Origin of the sequence: Gillisella terrae (assembly GCF_004801395.1) — a bacterium.
Classification (GTDB): domain Bacteria; phylum Pseudomonadota; class Alphaproteobacteria; order Rhizobiales; family Rhizobiaceae; genus Allorhizobium; species Allorhizobium terrae.
This window is the reverse complement of sequence record NZ_SSOA01000004.1, coordinates 115,067-134,477: the sequence shown is the minus strand read 5'-3', so window position 1 is coordinate 134,477 and position 19,411 is coordinate 115,067. Positions and strand designations below refer to the sequence as shown.

The 19,411-nt window shown below is 55.8% G+C and carries 13 protein-coding genes and 1 pseudogene; 12 read left to right on the top strand and 2 right to left on the bottom strand.

Features of this window, described 5'->3' with window-relative positions; translation table 11 throughout:
- Positions 1–7: 7 nt before the first annotated feature.
- The 12 genes and pseudogenes from atpD to E6C51_RS10065 all read left to right on the top strand — a co-directional run bounded on the left by atpD (position 8) and on the right by E6C51_RS10065 (position 14,243).
- Positions 8–1,459 carry a F0F1 ATP synthase subunit beta gene (gene atpD / locus E6C51_RS10120; protein ID WP_146934552.1) on the top strand — a complete coding sequence of 484 codons (1,452 nt, stop codon included), beginning with the start codon at positions 8–10 and terminating at the stop codon, positions 1,457–1,459.
- A gap of 168 nt (positions 1,460–1,627) precedes the next feature.
- Complete coding sequence (locus E6C51_RS10115) at positions 1,628–2,035, top strand: F0F1 ATP synthase subunit epsilon (protein WP_146934555.1); 408 nt, start codon at positions 1,628–1,630, stop codon at positions 2,033–2,035.
- Between the two features lie 472 nt (positions 2,036–2,507).
- Positions 2,508–3,440 (top strand): L-lactate dehydrogenase, encoded by a 933-nt coding sequence (locus E6C51_RS10110; RefSeq protein WP_190235857.1) that lies wholly within the window; start codon positions 2,508–2,510, stop codon positions 3,438–3,440.
- Between the two features lie 78 nt (positions 3,441–3,518).
- Positions 3,519–3,872, top strand: coding sequence for an ArsR/SmtB family transcription factor (locus tag E6C51_RS10105; RefSeq protein ID WP_190236024.1), 354 nt, complete (start codon positions 3,519–3,521; stop codon positions 3,870–3,872).
- A gap of 129 nt (positions 3,873–4,001) precedes the next feature.
- A pseudogene (locus E6C51_RS10100) lies at positions 4,002–4,923 on the top strand (LysR family transcriptional regulator); the annotation flags it as partial.
- 154 nt (positions 4,924–5,077) lie between these two features.
- The gene (locus E6C51_RS10095) at positions 5,078–5,557 is read left to right on the top strand and encodes a formate dehydrogenase subunit gamma (protein WP_190235856.1); all 480 of its coding nucleotides are present in this window, start codon (positions 5,078–5,080) and stop codon (positions 5,555–5,557) included.
- Positions 5,554–7,110 carry a formate dehydrogenase beta subunit gene (locus E6C51_RS10090; protein ID WP_190235855.1) on the top strand — a complete coding sequence of 519 codons (1,557 nt, stop codon included), beginning with the start codon at positions 5,554–5,556 and terminating at the stop codon, positions 7,108–7,110. The genes E6C51_RS10095 and E6C51_RS10090 overlap by 4 nt, the downstream gene beginning before the upstream one ends.
- A gap of 4 nt (positions 7,111–7,114) precedes the next feature.
- A complete protein-coding gene (gene fdhF, locus E6C51_RS10085) occupies positions 7,115–9,994 on the top strand; it encodes a formate dehydrogenase subunit alpha (RefSeq protein ID WP_190235854.1) in 2,880 nt (959 codons plus the stop codon).
- A gap of 29 nt (positions 9,995–10,023) precedes the next feature.
- Positions 10,024–10,863, top strand: coding sequence for a formate dehydrogenase accessory sulfurtransferase FdhD (fdhD, locus tag E6C51_RS10080; protein ID WP_407920798.1), 840 nt, complete (start codon positions 10,024–10,026; stop codon positions 10,861–10,863).
- A complete protein-coding gene (locus E6C51_RS10075) occupies positions 10,853–11,110 on the top strand; it encodes a formate dehydrogenase subunit delta (RefSeq protein ID WP_190235852.1) in 258 nt (85 codons plus the stop codon). The genes fdhD and E6C51_RS10075 overlap by 11 nt, the downstream gene beginning before the upstream one ends.
- Before the next feature lie 191 nt (positions 11,111–11,301).
- Complete coding sequence (locus E6C51_RS20155) at positions 11,302–12,993, top strand: OFA family MFS transporter (RefSeq protein WP_190235851.1); 1,692 nt, start codon at positions 11,302–11,304, stop codon at positions 12,991–12,993.
- Positions 12,994–13,202: 209 nt separating this feature from the next.
- Complete coding sequence (locus E6C51_RS10065) at positions 13,203–14,243, top strand: aldo/keto reductase (RefSeq protein WP_190235850.1); 1,041 nt, start codon at positions 13,203–13,205, stop codon at positions 14,241–14,243.
- Between the two features lie 87 nt (positions 14,244–14,330).
- Here E6C51_RS10065 and E6C51_RS10060 read toward each other — a convergent pair whose 3' ends face one another.
- Positions 14,331–14,810, bottom strand: a complete 480-nt coding sequence (locus E6C51_RS10060; protein WP_075641638.1) for a chemotaxis protein CheW — start codon at positions 14,808–14,810, stop codon at positions 14,331–14,333.
- Between the two features lie 427 nt (positions 14,811–15,237).
- A complete protein-coding gene (locus E6C51_RS10055) occupies positions 15,238–19,407 on the bottom strand; it encodes a translocation/assembly module TamB domain-containing protein (protein ID WP_190235849.1) in 4,170 nt (1,389 codons plus the stop codon).
- Positions 19,408–19,411: the final 4 nt, after the last annotated feature.

Below are 19,411 nucleotides of genomic sequence, written 5' to 3'. Positions count from 1 at the left end.
TATGAATATGGCTAGGGCAGCGACCCAGACATCTCCCGCAGCTGGCAAGGTGACGCAGGTCATCGGCGCTGTCGTCGACGTGAAGTTCGATGGCGTTTTGCCTCCGATCCTGAATGCGCTGGAAACAGACAACGGCGGCAACCGCCTGGTGCTTGAAGTTGCTCAGCACCTCGGCGAAAATGTCGTGCGCACGATTGCTATGGACTCGACCGAAGGTCTGGTTCGTGGTCAGTCGGTGTCCGATACCGGCGCTCCGATTTCCGTGCCCGTTGGCGACGAAACGCTCGGCCGTATCCTGAACGTCATCGGTGAGCCGGTTGACGAGCTTGGCCCAGTCGGCACAGAAGCCCGTCGCGCTATCCACCAGCCCGCTCCGGACTATGTTGAGCAGTCAACAGAATCCGAAATTCTGGTTACTGGCATCAAGGTTGTTGACCTTTTGGCTCCTTACGCCAAGGGCGGTAAGATCGGCCTGTTCGGCGGCGCTGGCGTTGGCAAGACCGTTTTGATCATGGAATTGATCAACAACGTGGCCAAGGCTCACGGTGGTTATTCGGTGTTTGCCGGTGTGGGTGAGCGTACCCGCGAAGGTAACGACCTTTACCACGAAATGATCGAATCCAAGGTGAACGTAGACCCGCATGAAAACGGCGGTTCTGCTGCCGGTTCCAAGTGCGCGCTTGTTTACGGCCAGATGAATGAGCCTCCAGGTGCGCGTGCCCGCGTGGCCTTGACCGGTCTGACCATTGCGGAAGACTTCCGCGACAAGGGCCAGGACGTTCTGTTCTTCGTGGACAACATCTTCCGCTTCACGCAGGCTGGTTCCGAAGTGTCGGCTCTCTTGGGTCGTATTCCTTCGGCTGTTGGTTATCAGCCAACGCTTGCAACCGACATGGGTGCTCTTCAGGAACGCATCACCACCACGAACAAGGGTTCGATTACCTCTGTTCAGGCCATTTACGTTCCCGCCGACGACTTGACCGACCCGGCTCCTGCAACCTCGTTTGCCCACTTGGATGCAACGACCGTTCTGTCGCGCTCGATCGCTGAAAAGGGTATCTACCCTGCTGTTGACCCGCTCGATTCCACATCGCGTATGCTTGACCCAATGATTGTTGGTGAAGAGCATTACGAAGTGGCTCGTAAGGTTCAGTCGACCTTGCAGCGCTACAAGTCCCTTCAGGACATCATCGCCATCCTCGGCATGGACGAACTGTCGGAAGAAGACAAGGTTACCGTTGCGCGCGCTCGTAAGGTTGAGCGCTTCCTGTCGCAGCCTTTCCACGTTGCTGAAATCTTCACCGGTTCGCCGGGGAAGCTGGTTTCGCTGGAAGACACGATCAAGGGCTTCAAGGGCTTGGTAAACGGCGAGTACGACCACTTGCCAGAAGCTGCCTTCTACATGGTTGGTTCGATGGACGAAGCCATCGAAAAGGCCAAGAAACTGGCTGCCGCCTGATCCATGGATCAAAGGGAACACGGCGTTCGTCGTGTTCCCGTTCTCCGTTCTAGACTGTGTCAGGTTCAGTTGGCCTGAGAAACGCTAGATTGTTTTGTTTGAGTTTGTCTTTCCGGGAAAACCGGCGTCCACTTTTCCCTGACAAACTCTGAAAAAAAGTGAAGTGTCATGGCCGACAATTTCAATTTTGAACTCGTTTCGCCCGAGCGCTTGCTGATCTCGGAATTGGTGAGCGAGGTTGTCATTCCGGCGACCGAAGGCGAAATGACCGTTATGGCGCGTCATGCACCGACCATGACGACAATTAAGCCGGGCGTTGTCAGTGTGAAGCGCGCAGCGGGCGACGTGGTAAAATATGTCGTTTTCGGCGGTTTTGCCGATATTACGCCGGATGGCTGCACATTGCTGGCTGAAAGCGCTGTGCAACTGTCTGAGTTGAACCGCGAAACACTCGCCAAGCGCATTGAAGCTGCAAAAGCCGAACTTGACGACGCAGAGCATCACGAGCACAGAACGAAGCTCGAGCAGTTTTTGTCTGAGTTGACCCACCTCGGTGGTGTGTTGATTCCTGCTTGATCCTTGTTTGACTCTCTTGATTGAAAGCGGCCCTGTGAGGCCGCTTTTTTTGTTTTAACGCCATTGAGTGGCATCTGGATAAGGCTCTGCTGCATAGTCCCCGAAATTGGAAGGGACTTAAACCATGATCAAAGAGCGTGGAGCCCCAAGCCGCTTCTGGCATCATACTTTGGGCTCGCCGAGGCATTAAGTCCAAGCGACAATTCGCCACCAAAATTGGTGAAAAGGGGTGGATTGACAGCGGTGCATTGTGTGGTCAATCTCCAGCCATAATGTGGTTGTTAAAGCAGGGAGTTCCCCATCTGGCTGTAATGGCCGGGGTTCTATTTATTTTGGTTTGCGCATGGAGAATGCGCCGAGCTGGGCCGCAACGCCCTGATATTAAACATTGCGCGTGTCCTACAGCATAATTGCACAAATCCGTTCCGATTGAGGGAGCGGCGCCGGAAGGTGGGATTTTGGGGGAGTTATTTTGAAAATCGGTATCGTTGGCGTGGGAATGGTTGGCAGCTCCGCAGCCTATGCGATCGCATTGCAGGGCATTGCACGGGAGCTTGTTCTTGTTGATTACAATAACGAACTTGCCGTTGCACAGGCCGAAGATATTTCCCACGCTGTCCCCTTTGTGTCGACGACTGTGGTGCGTGCCGGTGATTACGAGGCGCTTTCTGGGGCTGGGGTGGTGATTATTGCCGCTGGCGTAAGCCAAAAACCCGGAGAAAGCCGACTGGATTTGCTTTCGCGCAATGCAGAGGTGTTTAGGAGTGTGGTATCCCAGATCCTCGCTGTGGCACCGGATGTCATTTTATTGATCGCCTCAAACCCGGTCGATATCATGACAGATATCGCAACACGGATTTCTGGCCTGCCGCCATCAAAGGTGATTGGATCGGGCACCATTTTGGATACGGCTCGCTTTCGTAGTCTTCTTGCGCGCCATCTGGCAATTTCGCCGCAGTCGGTACACGGCTATGTGTTGGGTGAGCATGGGGATAGTGAGGTTTTGGCATGGTCCTGCGCCTGCGTCGGTTCGGTTCCGCTGATGTCGTTTGCTGCACAGATCGGCAAGCCCTTGACGGATTCGGTGCGGACGGAGATTGACGACGGTGTGCGCCGGGCGGCTGCACGCATCATCGGCGGCAAGGGCTCGACCTATTACGGCATTGGGGCCGGACTGGCGAGGATTACCAAGGCCATTGCCCGCGACCAGCGCGATATTCTCTCTGTCTCCAGCGTTACAGAGGATATTGCTGGGGTCAGCAAGGTTGCGGCCTCCGTGCCTCGGGTTATTGGGGCGGAGGGCATTCTAACGGATCTGATTCCTGAGTTAAACGACGAAGAAAGTGCCGCACTTCATCACAGTGCGGCCATGCTAAAGGCACTCGCGTCGTCGGTTCCAATATAAGGACTGTTTATGCCAATCCTCATTTCAAAGATATTTTCTCTCAATGGCAATCGTTGTTAAATTGAACAGTTGGAACAGATGATTTCTTCTTTGCCTGACCCTGAAAGAGCGCCACTGCCCTTGGCAGATTTCATGCAGCAGGCAACCGATGCCGTTGCTTTGCTCAAAGCCCTTTCGCATGAAAACAGGCTGCTGATTTTGTGCATCCTGTGCAAAGGAGAAAAAACCGTTGGGGAGTTGGAGGAGATGCTGCATCTCCAACAAGCGATTGTGTCGCAGCAACTGGCCCGATTAAGGGCGGATGGGCTGGTTTCGAGCCGGCGCGAGGGGCGTCAGATTTATTATTCTATCGCCAATCCTTTGGTTCAAGATGTCGTTGCTCTGCTCTATCGCATGTATTGCGCCCCCAAAGTGGCACAAATAACGCCGTGATGGGGCGCGCGAAGCTGCCAGGCAGATAAGATCCCTTCCTTTTTACCGTTATGCCGCGCGCAAAAAGGGGAAGGCGGTTGTCTCGTTGATGCTATAAGCAAGGCTTATTGAACGGGACCGGTGAGGACCATGATTGACAAGCTGGAATTTTTTATAGCCCTGGCCCAGGCCGAGCATTTTGGCCGGGCGGCTGAGGAATGCGGCATTTCCCAACCCACCTTGTCAGCGGCCATTCGCCAGCTCGAAGATCAATTGGGTGTTGTGCTGGTGCAGCGCGCCTCACGCTATCAAGGCCTGACACCGGAAGGGCAGCGGGTGCTGGAGTGGGCGCGGCGCATTGTGGGCGATACGCGCACGATGCGCGATGAAATGCGCGCAGCGCGCAAAGGTCTGGCCGGGCATATCAGAATTGCGGTTATTCCCACCGCCCTTGCCATGGTGCAGAAGATTACAGAGCCTTTTCAGGCGCGCCATCCGGCGGTGACCTTTCAGATTTTATCGCGCAACTCGTTGCAGGTTCTCAGCCTGCTGGAAAATCTCGAAATCGATGCAGGCATTACCTATCTGGATAATGAACCCCTGGGCCGTGTCACCTCTGTGCCTCTTTATGAAGAGCAATATCATCTGATTGCTGCGTCAGGAACGCCGCTGGCCGATCGCGAGTCGGTGACATGGCGGGAGGTGTCAGACCTGCGTCTGTGTCTTTTGACACCCGACATGCAAAACCGGCGCATCATCAATCAGCATCTGTTGGAAGCAGGGGTGGAAACCAAACCGACGCTCGAATCCAACTCGATGATTGTGCTTTTCTCCCATATCCGCACCGGCAAATGGGCCTCGATCATGCCGCGCAATGTGGCATTGTCTTTTGGTTTTCCTGAAGAAATTCAGATGGTTCCGATTACAGAGCCGCAAACGCAGCATCTGGTCGGTCTCGTGGCCACCCATCGCGAGCCCTACACACCTTTGGTCTCTGCGCTCTTGCACGAGGCCGCCACTCTCGCGAATGCGAATATCTTTTGATAGTTTTTTTCTATCGCGTAACGAAAACGCCTTATTGACCCAATCGCGGACCACCATGCATGGTAGAATCTATCTAGATAAATTGCGTTTTCAGCGTTCTGGCGTCGTTCTGAAGGAGGTTAACAGATGGTTTCCTTTTTGATTTTAGCGACGATAGAATAGTCTGATCGGGAGGGTCCGAGATGAATATTCATGTGGTTGCCGAGCAGGAGGCAGCGAGAATTTCGCATATCATTGCGGCGCATAGCAGTGATGAAGGTCCACTTTTGCCGATCCTTCATGATATTCAGGCCGCGTTTGGCTATGTGCCCGAGAGCGCCAAGCAGATTATTGCCAAGGCGCTGAATCTGTCACGGGCCGAGGTGCATGGCGTTGTGACCTTCTATCATGATTTTCGCGATCATCCCTCCGGGCGACATGTTTTAAAGCTCTGTCGGGCCGAGGCTTGCCAATCCATGGGTTGCGAGCCTCTTGCGGACAAAATCAAAGCCAAACTGGGCATTGACTGGCATGAAACGACGCCGGACGGCGCGGTGACCCTGGAGCCAGTTTTCTGTCTTGGTCTTTGTGCATCGGCGCCTGCCGCCATGCTGGATGGTGCGCTTTATGGGCGGTTGGATGAAGACTGTCTGAGCGACATTGTTGCGGAGGCAAGCCGATGAGCGTGACTGTTTTTGTGCCGCGTGATGCGGCAGCCCTTGCCGTGGGTGCTGATAGAGTGGCGGCCAGCATTGAGCGTGAAGCCAAGGCGCGCAACCTCGATGTTCATATCGTTCGAAACGGCTCCCGTGGCTTGTTGTGGCTGGAGGTGCTGGTTGAGGTGCGTACCGAGCATGGTCGTATCGCTTACGGACCCGTTAAACCCTCTGATGTTGCCGGTCTGTTTGATGCTGGCTTTCTGAGTGGCGCAGATCATCCGCTCTGTCATGGGCTGACCAAGGAAATTCCCTATCTGAAGAACCAGACCCGCCTGACATTTTCGCGGTGCGGCATTACCGATCCGCTATCGCTGGACGACTATAGGCGCTACCAAGGTTTGACCGGGCTTACCAAAGCCATCGCCATGACGTCTTCCGATATTGTCAAGCAGGTGACAGACAGCGGCTTGCGCGGTCGCGGCGGGGCTGGTTTTCCAACCGGTATCAAATGGAAGACTGTGGCGGACGCCAAGGCCGACCAAAAATATATCGTCTGCAACGCCGATGAAGGCGATAGCGGCACCTTTGCCGACCGGATGATCATGGAAGGCGACCCCTTTGTCTTGATCGAGGGCATGGCCATTGCGGCCATCGCGGTGGGGGCCACCAAAGGCTATATCTATACCCGCTCAGAATATCCGCACGCCATTGCCGTGATGCAGGAGGCCATTGAGATTGCCCGGCGTGAAGGCATTCTGGGTGCTTCTGTGTTGGGATCGGCTTACGCATTCGATATGGAAGTGCGGGCTGGCGCTGGCGCTTATGTCTGCGGCGAAGAAACCTCGCTGCTCAACAGCTTAGAAGGCAAGCGCGGCGTGGTGCGCGCCAAGCCGCCGCTTCCAGCCCTCGAAGGCCTGTTTGGTAAGCCAACCGTGGTCAACAATGTGATGTCGCTGGCGTCCATTCCGGTGATCATGGATCGGGGTGCGCATTTCTATCGCGATTTCGGTGTTGGTCGCTCACACGGCACCATTCCGATCCAGTTGGCAGGAAATCTCAAGCACGGCGGGCTGTATGAAACGGCTTTCGGCCTTACCTTGGGCGAGCTGGTGAATGATATTGGCGGCGGTACCATCTCGGGCCGTCCGGTGAAGGCGGTGCAGGTGGGCGGGCCTTTGGGGGCCTATTTCCCGCAATCGCTGTTTGACACGGTGTTTGATTACGAGGCCTTTACCGCCGCTGGTGGTCTGATTGGCCATGCCGGGATTGTCGTGTTTGATGATAGCGTCGATATGCTCAATCAGGCCCGCTTTGCCATGGAATTCTGCGCCGTCGAAAGCTGTGGCAAATGCACGCCTTGCCGCATTGGCTCCACCCGTGGGGTGGAGACGGTGGATCGGATTGCCAAGGGGATTGAGCCAGAGAAAAACAAGGCTCTGTTGGAAGACCTGTGCAACACCATGAAATTTGGCTCGCTGTGCGCGCTGGGCGGCTTTACGCCCTATCCGGTGATGAGTGCGATGACGCATTTCCCCGAAGATTTTGCGCCCACACCTGTTGTTGAAGCTGCGGAGTAAGACCATGTCTTTGATCCATGAAATTGACTACGGCACACCGGCCTCGACATCGACCGAAATGGTGACGTTGACCATTGATGGCCGGGAAGTGACAGTGCCAGCCGGCACCTCGATCATGCGGGCCTCGATGGAGGCGGGCATTCAGGTGCCCAAACTGTGTGCCACCGATATGGTCGATGCTTTCGGCTCCTGTCGGCTCTGTCTGGTGGAGGTCGAGGGTCGCAACGGCACCCCCGCCTCCTGCACCACGCCTTGCGCGCCCGGTCTTGTGGTTCACACCCAGACGGAACGGCTGAAACAGATCCGCAAAGGGGTGATGGAGCTTTATATCTCCGACCATCCGCTGGACTGTCTGACCTGTGCTGCCAATGGCGATTGTGAATTGCAGGATATGGCAGGGGCCGTCGGCCTTCGCGATGTGCGGTATGGCTATGAGGGTGATAACCACGTCAAGGCGCGCAGCGGCGGCGATATGAACGCCCGCTACATGCCAAAAGACGAGAGCAATCCTTACTTCACCTATGATCCGTCGAAATGCATTGTCTGCTCACGCTGTGTGCGGGCCTGTGAAGAAGTGCAGGGCACATTTGCGCTGACCATTGAAGGCCGCGGATTTGATAGCCGGGTTTCGCCGGGTGCGCATGAAGCATTTTTGGAGTCGGAATGCGTGTCTTGCGGCGCTTGCGTACAGGCCTGTCCGACCGCGACCTTGACCGAAAAATCGGTGATTGAGATTGGCCAGCCAGAGCATTCGGCTGTGACAACTTGCGCTTATTGTGGCGTTGGTTGTTCGTTCAAGGCAGAAATGCGCGGCGAAGAGCTGGTGCGCATGGTACCGTGGAAAGACGGCAAGGCCAATCGCGGCCATTCCTGCGTTAAGGGTCGGTTCGCCTATGGTTACGCAAGCCACAAGGATCGCATTCTCAACCCGATGATCCGCGAAAAGATCAGCGATCCATGGCGCGAAGTCAGCTGGGAAGAGGCCTTTGCCCATGTGGCCTCCGAGTTCAAGCGGCTGCAATATCAATACGGTCGTGATTCGATTGGTGGCATCACCTCATCCCGCTGCACCAATGAAGAGACATTTCTGGTGCAAAAGCTGATCCGCGCTGGCTTTGGCAATAACAATGTCGATACCTGCGCCCGCGTTTGCCATTCGCCGACCGGCTATGGTCTGGGCCAAGCCTTTGGTACGTCGGCAGGCACACAGGACTTTGACAGTGTTGAGCATTCTGACGTTGTTCTGGTGATTGGTGCCAATCCGACCGATGGCCATCCCGTGTTTGGCTCACGTCTCAAGAAGCGGTTGCGTAAGGGGGCCAAGCTGATCGTGATTGATCCGCGCCGGATTGATCTGGTGAAGACGCCGCATGTGGAAGCCTCGTTCCACCTGCCGCTGAAGCCAGGCACCAATGTGGCCGTGCTGACCGCCATTGCCCATGTGATTGTCACTGAAGGGCTGGCCAATGAAGCCTTCATTCGTGAGCGTTGCGACTGGTCGGAGTTTGAGGATTGGGCATCTTTCGTGGCCGATCCGCAGCACAGCCCGGAAGAGACAGAAAAATTCACCGGCGTTCCAGCTGAAGATCTGCGTGGCGCGGCACGGCTCTACGCCACCGGCGGCAATGGTGCGATCTATTACGGTCTGGGTGTTACCGAGCACAGCCAGGGCTCTACGACGGTGATGGCGATTGCCAATCTGGCCATGGTCACCGGCAATATTGGCCGGCCGGGCGTGGGTGTGAACCCGCTGCGTGGGCAAAACAATGTGCAGGGCTCGTGCGATATGGGCTCGTTCCCGCACGAACTGCCGGGCTACCGCCATATTTCTGATGATGCCACCCGCGACACCTTTGAAAAGCTCTGGGGCGTGACGCTCAACAAAGAGCCGGGCTTGCGCATTCCCAACATGCTGGATGCCGCCGTTGAAGGCACGTTCAAGGGGCTTTACGTTCAGGGTGAAGATATTCTTCAGTCTGACCCCGATACCAAGCATGTTTCTGCTGGTTTGGCCGCTATGGAATGTGTGGTTGTGCACGACCTCTTCCTCAATGAGACGGCCAATTACGCCCATGTGTTTCTGCCCGGCTCCACCTTTCTGGAGAAGGACGGCACGTTTACCAATGCCGAGCGCCGCATCAACCGCGTGCGCAAGGTGATGACGCCGAAGAACGGTTATGCCGATTGGGAAGTGACTCAGAAAATGGCGCAAGCCATGGGGCTTGACTGGAACTACACCCATCCATCGCAGATCATGGATGAAATTGCTGCGACCACGCCGAGCTTTGCCGGTGTCTCCTATGACTATCTGGAAAAGAACGGTTCGGTGCAATGGCCTTGCAATGAAAAGCATCCGCATGGATCGCCGATCATGCACACCGATGGCTTTGTGCGCGGCAAGGGTAAGTTTATCCGCACCGAATATGTGGCAACAGATGAGCGCACCGGTCCGCGCTTTCCGCTGTTGCTCACCACGGGCCGTATCCTGTCGCAATATAATGTTGGCGCTCAGACACGGCGCACGGACAATGTTGTCTGGCATGGTGAAGACCGGCTGGAAATCCATCCACATGATGCCGAGCAGCGCGGTATCAAGGAAGGTGACTGGATCAAGCTGGCCAGCCGCTCTGGCGACACCACCTTGCGGGCCTTGATCACCGATCGGGTAGCACCGGGCGTGGTTTACACCACCTTCCACCACCCTGATACGCAGGCCAATGTGATCACCACCGACTTTTCCGACTGGGCCACCAATTGCCCGGAATATAAGGTCACGGCAGTGCAGGTGTCGCCTTCCAACGGTCCAACCGAATGGCAGAGGGATTACGAAGAGCTGTCGCTGAAGTCGCGCCGGATTGCGGGCAAAATGGAAGCGGCAGAGTGATGCATGGCCAAGAGGCGGGGGGTGCAATGATCAAGATTGAGACCACCCGCACAGTCCCGCAATTGCAATATCGCCAAGGGATTGCCGTTGATGCCAGCCGGGTTGTGCCGGAGGAAGTGCCGATTGCGTTTTCCTATCGCGGCTCAACCCATGCCGTGATGATGGCGACACCGGCCGATCTGGAGGATTTTGCCATTGGCTTTTCATTGGCCGAGGGCATTATCACCCATCGTGACGATGTTCTTGCGATTGAGCCCGAGGAGGCGGGTGATGGCATTGATGTGCAGGTGACGCTGAAAGATGCCAGCGCCGAAGCCCTGACAGCCAGACGCCGCCGCATGGCTGGCCCGGTTGGCTGCGGCCTGTGCGGCATTGAATCAATCGAGCAGGCAACGCGCGACGTGCCGGATGTTGGTGCGTCGTCGCTTTCCTTCACCGCCGCTGACGTTCACGATGCCATGGAGGCGCTTGGCCGCGCGCAGGTTTTAAACCGCAGCACTCATGCGGTGCATGGGGCGGGCTTTTACATTCCCGGCGAGGGGCTGCTGGCGATCCGTGAGGATGTTGGCCGCCATAACGCTTTGGACAAGCTGGTTGGCGCTGTGATGCAGGCCGGGCGGCGTGGCAATGAGGGGATGGTGGTGGTCACCAGCCGCCTTTCTGTTGAAATGGTGCAAAAGGCAGCAGCACTGGGCTGCCCGGTTCTGGTTGCCATTTCCGCACCCACCGCCTTGGCCATTCGGGTTGCCGAGACGGCTGGCATGACCTTGATTGGCATTGCCCGTGGTCAGGATTTTGAAATTTTTACCAGAACAGACCAATTGAACACGGATACTTTGAACGGGGGATCATCAAGCCATGTCGCATGATCATATCACTGAGAAACTCATTCGTATGGCCAATCAGATTGCAACGTTTTTCAAGTCGCAGCCTGAGGGTGAGCGTCTGGCTGGAATTGCCATGCACATCAACAAATTCTGGGAACCGCGCATGCGGCGGCAGTTTTTCGAGTTGATTGATGCTGGCGCAGAGGGTTTTGATCCACTGGTCATTGAGGCGGCAGCATTGATCCGAAGGCCTGAAGCATCGGACCAGTCTGTTGGCTTGACAGGTTGAACCTATCATCAAACAACGGCTCGAATGTGTGCCGTTGTCATTGGATTATGAATTTTCAACGATAGACGTAAAATGATCTTTGTCAGATGGATGAGCAGGGGAACACTGGCGCCATCTGGGGGTAGCCGCTTTGATTGAAGCAGCATGTGCAGGTGTCGGGCAATATTTGCTCCAAGGAGGGTTCAAGGCTTATGTTTGATCGACTAAAAAAACAACATATCATTGCGGATGAGGGGTTTAACCGATGGAAGGTGCCACCGGCATCCATCGCCATTCACCTGTGCATCGGTTCTGTTTATGCCTGGAGTATTTTTAACCCAGCGCTTACCAAAGAATATGGTGTGGTGGCAGCCTCGTCCATGGACTGGGCCTTGCCATCCGTTGTCTGGATTTTTTCGGTCGCCATCGTTTTTCTGGGGCTTGCTGCTGCATTTGGCGGCAAATGGCTGGAAGAGGTTGGCCCACGCATGGTGGGTGTTACCGCCGCCTTCCTGTGGGGCGGTGGCTTTTTGATTGGTGGTGTTGGTATTTTAACCCACCAACTCTGGCTTTTGTATTTTGGCTACGGCGTGTTGGGCGGCTGTGGTCTTGGCCTTGGCTATGTCTCGCCGGTTTCGACCCTGATCCGCTGGTTCCCGGACCGTCGCGGCATGGCAACCGGCCTTGCCATTATGGGCTTTGGCGGTGGTGCCATGGTGGCCACGCCGATCAAGGAATGGCTGCTGGGCCTCTATTATCACGCACCGCAATATCTGGGTGCTGAATCGGCCGTCAAACTGGTTACCGAAGGCGGCCGCCGTATGGCTGAAGTCAACGGCCAGATGGTTGAAGTTGTTGTGGCGTCTGCCAAGCAGCTTGCATCTGCTCCTGTGGCACTGGAGCCCGGCGTCTATGTGGTTGGCACCGGCAATACGGGTGCTGCCATGACCTTCTTCACCTTGGGCATCGCCTATTTCATCGTGATGATCATTGCATCTTTCTCTTACCGTGTTCCGCGCGAGGGCTGGTTGCCAGCCGGTTGGACACCACCAACCGCCGATACCGCATCCAAGCGGATGATTACCCAGCGTCACGTGGATATTGATCAGGCCCTCAAGACACCGCAATTCTACCTGCTGTGGATTGTTTTGTGCTTTAATGTTACCGCTGGCATTGGTGTTCTTGGCGTTGCCAAAACCATGATGACCGAAATTTTCGGCACGACCTTGCCAATGGTGGTCAATTCCACCTTTGCGGCGACCTATGTGTTCATGATTTCCGTGTTCAACATGGTTGGTCGTTTCTTCTGGGCGTCGATTTCCGATTATATCGGGCGAAAAAACACCTATTTCGTCTTCTTCATTCTCGGTATAGCGCTCTATCTGTCTGTGCCTTACTCGGCAACGCAGGTTGGTGTTCATCCGGCAGTGCTGTGGCTGGTGATGTTCTATGGCGCAACCATGATCATCTTCACCATGTACGGCGGTGGTTTTGCGGCCATTCCGGCCTATCTGGCCGATATTTTCGGCACCAAATATGTCGGTGGTATTCACGGACGCTTGCTGACCGCATGGAGCACGGCCGGTGTGCTGGGCCCTCTGGCGATTACCCAACTGCGTGATCTTTCCATCAGCAAATCCATTCATGCTCTTGCTGCCAAGGTTGACCCTGCCGCCTTCCAGCAAAAATTTGGTGCAACCATTGATCAGCTCGATCAGCTGGTTGCTGCCAAGTCGGTCACCATTGGCCGGTTGATGGAAATTGCACCGGCTGGCACGGTGGATCCGACGCCGAGTGTCTATAACACCACCATGTATGCCATGGCGGGTCTGCTGGTGATTGGTCTGATTGCCAATGCGCTGGTGCGGCCTGTGTCGGACAAGCATTATATGGATAGCAAGTAAAATTTTGAGCGCCGCGCACCTTGGTGGCGCGGCGCTCAATCGATTGGTTTTGACATGCGGCCATTACTCAATGACGAAATTGACCAATGACGAAATTTTGAAGCGCTTTTGTTCTTGATAAGCAAAGTGACAGCATCACATTCCCAAAGGTCGTGAAAGGATAATCGAACCTTTCACCATAAAGCCAGCCTCAAAGGGAGTGACCGACAATGCGCTACAACCAGCTTGGAAATACCGGCCTGTTCGTCTCTGAACTGTGCCTTGGCACCATGACCTTCGGCGCTGCCGGCTCCAGCATGTGGGGTGCGATCGCCGATGTTGATCAGGCCGCCGCTGACACCATTGTCGAGCGCTCACTGGCGGCAGGGATCAATTTCATCGATACGGCCAATGTTTATTCTGGTGGCGTGTCGGAGCAGATTTTGGGCCAGTCGCTTCGAAATCTGAATGTGCCGCGCAAGGACGTGGTGATTGCTACCAAGTTCTACGGCGCTATGGGCGACAAGCCCAATGATCGCGGTGCCTCGCGCGGGCATATCCTCGATCAGGTCGAAGCAAGCCTTGAGCGGATGCAGCTTGATTATATTGATCTCTACCAGATCCATGCTACGGATACGGTAACACCCATCGATGAAACATTGCGGGCACTGGATGATCTCGTGTCGCGTGATCTGGTGCGCTACATTGGCCTGTCAAACTGGGCGGCCTGGCGCATTGCCAAGGCGTTGGGTATTTCGGAGCGCAAGGGCTATGCCCGGTTTGAGACGGTTCAGGCTTATTATTCCATTGCTGGACGTGATCTGGAGCGGGAAATTGTTCCGCTTTTGCAGGAGGAGAAAATGGGCTTGATGGTCTGGTCACCGCTGGCGGGTGGCTTGCTGTCTGGCAAATATGGGCCGGGCGCTCCGGGCAATGGTGAAGGTCGTCGTGCCAGCTTTGATTTCCCCCCGGTCAATACGGATCGCGCCTGGGATTGCGTGGCGGTGATGCGCGAGATTGCGGCACGTCATGATGCAAGTGTTGCCGAAGTGGCGCTGGCCTATATTTTGGCCAAGCCCTTTGTGACCAGTGTGATTATTGGTGCCAAGCGCCTTGCGCAGCTGGAGGAAAATCTCAAGGCTGTCGATTTGCATTTGACGGTTGAGGATATGGCGCGGCTGGATGAGGTCAGTGCCTTGCCTGCGGAATATCCCGGCTGGATGCTGGAGCGTCAGGGCGCTGGCCGCGCGCCAAAGCCGTTCAAGCCATAAGGACGACGTGGATTAAGCAAAACGGAGACGTGAAAAAGCCGCCGGAATTCTAAACCGGCGGCTTAAATGGGAGGGTGTTTTCTGCGGTTAAGCGGCCAGCTCTTCCAGATCGCTGCCCTTGAACATCTTGGCGAGGTTCAGGAAGCAGATCATGCCATGTTCGTTGGCGATAATGCCTTCAGAGAAGGATTTGTCGAACGAGGCAGACACTTCCGGCACAGGCTGAACCTGAATGGCTGGAATGGTCAGAATATCAGATACACGATCCACCAGCATGCCGATGACCATATTGTGTACTTCTGCCACAACAATCGCAGAGCGCTCATTGGCAACCGTGCTGCGCATGCCCAGCTTGTAGGCCAGATCAATGATTGGAATAACCGAACCACGCAGGTTCATCACGCCAATCACATCGGCCGGAGCGTGTGGAATCGGTGTTGATGGTGCCCAGCCGCGAATTTCGCGAATTGTGGTGGTTTTCACGCAGAATTCCTGATCGTGCAGGCGAAACGCAATGATTTCAAGGTTTTCACCGCCGAAATTGGTGGGGTTTATAGGTGTGGCCATGTCTTTGTCCCGCCTGTCCGTGCCCGAATGAGGATCTGCAACCTCTGTTCTTCGGGCGGTTTTCGCCATTTATCTGCTCTTTGCGTAGCCAGCATTGCCGGACGCAAAAATCACGTATTTTATTTGGAATCCGGCATGTTCATATTGAACCTGCCGGATTCAATCCATTGTTTGTCTTTCTGGGAAAACCGGTGACCACTTTTCCCTGACAAACGCTAGGACGCTTGGAAAAATTTCCGCGCTCCATAGCTGTTGAGGCTGACTATAGCGGAAGAATGTTTCTCAAATCTAAATTGCTTGCACTATTTAAGCGGGATTTTTATCAATTGTGCTCTGCACCTGCGTGTTCACTGCACGGCTTTTCTCGTTTGCCTGCTTCGAAGGGCCGATGTTCCCATGCCCCGGAAAGCCCGCAATCCATCCGTGATCAATATTCCTTCTCGTAGAAAATCCCGCCGCCGCTGGAGCCGCCCGATCCGGCCTCGCCCTTCAGCTTGAAGCCGCGGCCAACATCAAGATTGATAATCGCCTTGCTGCCCTCGGTGCTCTGCTGGAATTCCAGATAGGTCTTGTCATTGAGATATTTGCCCGCACCCACCTGTGCATTGCCTTTTGCATCGGTGCTGATGTCGAGATCGTCAACGCCCACGGCACCGCGCAGGCTGTTGAACAGCGATGTTGAGCGCCCGCCCGCCAATTGGCTGACCGCATCTGCCAATTGGGCAATTTGCAGCGGTGAAAGCTTGGAGAGGGATTGCCCAAAGATCAGCTGCGCCAAAATCTCATCCTGCGGCAAGGAGGGGCTGGAGGAAAAATCAATGTCCGGGTCTGTGGCCACCCCGGAAATGGTGGAGTTCAGCGTGGTGCTGCCTGAGGTCGTGGTGGCCACGAAATTGATCACCGGCACCAGCCCACCGCCAAAGGTGATTTGCCCTGAGCTGAAATCAAGGCGCTTGGTGAGAATGAGAATACGGCCCCGCCGCATGGTGAAGCCGCCCGACACTATGGGGTTTGCCGCCGTTCCCTTGATGGTCACATCACCGCTCAGCTCGGCGTCAATACCGCGTCCGCGCACAAAAATCTGCGATGGTGCGGAGATGACCAGATCCAGCGCGATGGTCGAGTCCTTGTTTGAGGAGCCATCGTCGGTTTGCAAAATTGCCAACTGGCGTTTCACATCGGCAGGCGCATGAATGTGCTTGATATTGAGCTGGGTGATCGAACTGGGCAATTTCGAGGGGATGGTGATGGAGGTCTTATCAAGTGTCAGACGACCAGAAAGGGTTGGGCTGGCCAGCAACGGCCCTTTCAGACCCAGTGTGCCATTCACCGTAGATGTCACCAGCGATCCATCGACATAGACCGCACGATCAAGCTTGACGCTGAGATCGGTTGGCAAGTCGGCGGATTTGAGATCAACGGTTCCTGTGACAGCTAACGTGCCGCCTGCCGAAATCTTGCCCGAAAGCGTGTTGATGCGGGCCTGATCACCTGTGAGGGCAATATCGACCGTCACACCTTCGAGGGCAATGTTGCGCTTGATGTCAATCAGCCGAACACCCTTGGACGTAATATTGCCAGTGATGGATGGGGCTGAGACCGTGCCGCCAACACGAACATTGGCAAGCACGGTTCCCTCTGTGACCAGCCCCTGTTTTGTTGCCAGCCCCTGCACGGCGGTGAGCGGCAGACTGCCGTTGAACTGCATGTCCAGCGGTCGGGAGCCGCTGAGGTCCAGCGTGCCACCACCTTTGACATCCAGCCCACCGCCAGTAACGGTGCTTTGCAATGAAAGGCGGTTGGCGGCGTAAGTACCGGATGCAGTGGCGGTTAACAGCGGCAGACCGGCGGCCTGTAACGGGGCGGCAGTGCCTTCGCTCCAGCGCAGATCATAGGTGACTTTGGGATCCGAGCTTTTGCCCGAGGCGCTGACGGTGCCGGAAAGTGTGCCGCGCGCATCCAGATCGGCTTTGAAACTGTTGGCGAGAGAGGCTGGCAAGGCTTTAATCTCGCCGGCCAGATCGAGTGTGTCGCCTGCGCGACCCTTGAGCGAGAGCGTGCCGCTGCCGGCTTTTATTGTCAGCGTATCGATGGTGACATTGCCGTTTTGAACAAGGATCGCCGCAGGCTTTGCGAGTGTAACGGCGATGCCCCTTGGTGCTGCTGCAAAGCTTTGCAGGCTGATGGCAATACGTCCACCGTCTTGCGTAATCGTGGTTTTGCCCGTGAGCGGGGCATTATCATATCGTCCACTGAGGTCGATGTCGGTGCGGTTTCCGTTTCTGCTTAGTTGCAGGGCAGGGCTTTCCAAAAGTGCGCTGCCCGCATCAATGCGCTCGGCCTTGATTGTGCCTTCAACCGCCAAGGATTGCAGATCCTCGCTCTTGAGTGCAACAACTGGGGCATTGATTGTCACCGTACCTGTGCGAAGCGCGCTGCCTTTGGCCGCGATATTTGCACTGATCTTGCCGCCCCGCTCTGCAAGTGTGACGGTTCCGTTCAGATCACCAGAAGCGGTTTGTCCGCCAAGGGCTGCGAGAAGGCCCAGATCAGGAAAGGTGAAATCCAGCTTGCCCGTCGGCAAAAAGGCCTTTGAAAAGGTGAGGGCACCCTGCAAATGGTTGGCACCCACCGTCAGCACCATCTCCGGTATCGCAGTCGTGCCGTCCTTTGAGGTCAGCTTCAGGTTGGCATCGACAGGCTTTCCATCCAGCGTGCCCTTGGCCGATAGAGTGGCCGCAGGCGAATTTTTTGCCAATGTTGCATCGGCTTGCATTGAAAAGTCAGCAAGGTTGCGGCCAGCCAGCTTGGCGGAGGCAATTTTTATGTTCGCATCGGCTTGCAAATCATCCAACGGGCCTTTGGCATTGACGCTAAAATCTGCTGTGCCAGAGGTGTTGGCCTGCAAGGCGGCCAGATCGTTGAGCGTGCCGGAAATCTGAGTTGTCAGCACCTGCCGGGCAAGGCTGACGCTGCCCTTTGCCGCCAACAGGTTGGACTCGATCGAAAAACTCGAAATATCGACGCCATTGGTTGGTGAATAGCTGGCTTCACCCGTCAGCCTGACCATGTCTTTCAACTTGCTGGCAAATTGCGCGGGCAGGGCACCTGGTGCCGCAAACAATGTGAAGCGGGCATCGGCCTGCTGCTGTGCCAGTTGATAGCTGGCATCAATGGTGCCGCCAATGCTGGGGCTCTCAATGGTCAGCGGTGCGGCTGAAATCTGCTGTCGGGTGATGGCAATGGGGGCTTTGATGGTCAGGGGTGCCTGTAGCGCGCGCGCCAGATTTTCATCGCTCAACTGTGCTTGTCCGATGCGCAACACGCTCGCCAGCGTGCCGGTGCCATTGGTGAGGTTGAAGGCATTGGAGGTGGCATCAAGCGTCACATTGCCAAACGTGCCTTGCGGCAGGGACAGGCTTTTCACCTCGGCTTTGGTGATGATCTTGGCAGCCTCAGCCGCCCCGGTCAGGCTGAGGGCCACGGTGGTAATCTGTGCGGTCAGGCGGCCTTGCTCCAGTGGCCAGTTGAAGGGAATTGAGCCATTTTTTGCGGTGAGGGTGGCGCTTAGTGTGTTGTTGCCCTTGGCATCATAGGTGCCATGGGCATTGAAAAACAGACTGTTGGTGTCGATCTTGCCGCGCTCCACCGTGATCGCGCCATCTTGGGCGCGGTGGGCGGCAATGTCGATTTGGGTTTTGCCAGCAAAAAGTCCACGGAAATTCGGCGGCAACAGGCTATCAAACGCACCAGAGCCAATCACGGTCACACGTTGGCCAGCCGCGTCCGTACGATGGGTTGCGTCCACCTCAAGCCGTGGCGTGCCATCAAGGGCGGCCTGAAGGGTTCCCTTCCAGTCATTGAGCGGCCCACCGCCGATCAGGGTAATATCCAATGCCGGGCTGTCTTCGAGCTGGAGAAGTTTCACCAGCATGCCGCCCTTTGGTTCACGCAGCAAGGCGTTGATATCCAGCCGGTTTTCTCCCGGCGCATAGGCCAGCCTTGCCCGGAGTGTTGCATCTGGTTGGTCAGGGCGGTTGAGATTGATGTTGCCGTCAATGGTCTGGTCATTGGCGTTGATATTGCCGTTCAATGCCAGCACCTGTTCATGGCCGAGCAATGCGCTTCCCAGACGGATTTCTGGCAGAGACACCTGGTCAATCTTGATGGCCAGCGGCAGCGAAAAGCCATTCTGCGATTCTGTGCTGGTTTGTGCCTCTTCCGTTGTTGGCAGCGGTTCGCGGGTGACGGAAACGGATCTTGCCTCGATGTCTGACGCCGCAAAACGCTTGGACAGCAGCGCAAGAGGCGACCAGTCGATCGCCAGATCATTCACCTGCGCGTAGGTGCCGTTGGCATCTGAGATCGTGATGCGGCCAGCCCGCAAATGGCCGTCCAGCAAACCACTGACATTGTCGATTGCCACGATTCTGTTGGGTTTTGAAACAAGCGAGGCGACAAGATCACTCACAAAGCGTGTGCCAAATTGCGTGGTGCCAACCAGTGTCAACGCGATGGCAAAAAGGCCCGCGATGATGCAAAGGCCATAGACGCAATATCGGCCGAGGCTTGAGAGGAAGATCTTGAGCTGGCTCATATCT